The sequence below is a fragment of the Roseomonas chloroacetimidivorans genome (genome assembly GCF_049629625.1).
Classification (GTDB): Bacteria; Pseudomonadota; Alphaproteobacteria; order Acetobacterales; family Acetobacteraceae; genus Roseomonas; species Roseomonas chloroacetimidivorans.
In genome coordinates this window covers 1-1609 of the sequence record NZ_JBNBZS010000258.1, presented here as the reverse complement: position 1 = coordinate 1609, position 1609 = coordinate 1, and the positions used below count along the sequence as shown (strand labels likewise).

Below are 1609 nucleotides of genomic sequence, written 5' to 3'. Positions count from 1 at the left end.
TGCGGACCTTCCTCGACGGATGAACCCCCGAGGCAAGCCCGAACTTGGTGAGATCTGCACGGATGTGTTTGGACGCGCCGAGGCTTGTCGGGTTCATTGCTCTCGTGGAGCATGCACAGGACGGCATGGCGCAGCCGTGGATCGGCCAGGGAGACCTGACTGCACAGCCGGAGCCGCGGGCCACATTGCCACTGACCTTCCTCGTCACCCTGCTCGACTGGACTGAAAGCGCTAGTCAATCTGCGAGCATCTCGGCCGCAGCGAATGGCGGCCTGGCGGGCGGGAGCAGGGAACTCGATCCAAGCTGTCCCCTCCGCGATGCCGAGCCAATGTGCGACAATCCAATGAAAAGCGATGGTTCCCGAAAAACTGAGTTGCAGTGCTCCACAACTCAGGATTTGAGTAACCGGAGCGGGTGGGGGCCGTATAACCGCTCGTGAGAGATGATGACTTCTACCATGGGATTACGGTGGTAGAGCTTGGGTCGAACCAGTGTCTCTCCCATTGACGTCGTTGCGGCGGCGGACACGGTTGGACGGGCGGATGACCCTGGAAGTTCGGGATCCATTGTGCGCCACGCTTTTGCGGCGGAGCACTGGAGTGACACGCACTTCCTTCGTCTCGCAGCGGGCGCGCAAGACGCTCGCAACATCGATGGAGAGGTGCGGATCATGTTGACTCTTCGGGCAGTGGAGCGCGAGCTCACCGGGGCGACCCTCGTTGCCGGCGTGGGAGACCCACGGGAGAACGCGTTCTGCCTGATGTCGCTCGTGGCGCATTTGGCAGGCGAACCGCACTCGGACCGACCAGACGCGGCTTCACCTCTCATTCGTGACTTCGCGGTCGTCATCAACGACGCTCTTCCGCATGCGCGGCGGCAAAGACTAACAGGCTGCGGAAATTCGCTGCTCCAGCCCAGCCACACGAACAATCCGAATTGGACAGACCGTGATGTGCACAACACTGCTGTGCCCGAATCGTACGCAGCGTAATAAAATTTCGTAGAAGCCTCGCCAAAATCGAATTTCCGCAGCCTGCTAAAGCTCTACGCACCGCGCATCATTGGCACGAATGACGGCCGGGACGCTGAGCGGGCGGAGATGCTGCTGCGGGAAATGGCCCATGCCATCCTGCCCCGGCTTGCCTGTGAGGTGTTTCTGTTGCGGGCCCGGGCTCAGCGAGGCGGCCCACTCGGCCGGCTCAGGTCATGGATCGCCGCACTCCGCCTCGAAGGCCAAATTGTTGCGGCTTTGCGTGAGATCGAAAGCCAAGTTCCGTTGCAGTCAGTCAGACACCCCGGTGGTCTCACGGCGAGGCTTCTGGTGCTCGGCGCGAAGCAAGCAGCGTTTCCACGCCAGCGTGTCTGGTACTGGAGGAAGATGCTGTCCTTGCTCGACCGCCTGTGCGACCCTCCAGGCTTGATCCTCCGTGAGAAGGCGGTGCTCACGGCTCCGATCGACGCTGGTAAGGCGGATCCCGGTTCGAGGCTGGGTACCCCAAGCTCGCTGCGGCAGTGAGGTGGTCCCCGGATTTCGGACAGTTCGATAAGCTCGGTTTGCCCTGAGAAGGACGGACCCGATGACGGGAAAGCGGACACGGTATTCAGCGG

The 1609-nt window shown here is 61.7% G+C and carries 1 protein-coding gene; it reads left to right on the top strand.

Annotated elements, in window-relative coordinates; translation table 11 throughout:
* The first annotated feature begins 1100 nt into the window (after positions 1–1100).
* Positions 1101–1517: a hypothetical protein gene (locus ACO1BU_RS37235; protein ID WP_424140883.1), complete on the top strand. Its 417-nt coding sequence runs from the start codon at positions 1101–1103 to the stop codon at positions 1515–1517.
* Positions 1518–1609: the final 92 nt, after the last annotated feature.

Excerpts from the sequence above, each read along its gene's own strand:
- ACO1BU_RS37235 (WP_424140883.1), top strand. The coding sequence starts at position 1,101 with ATGCTGCTGCGGGAAATGGCCCATGCCATCCTGCCCCGGCTTGCCTGT.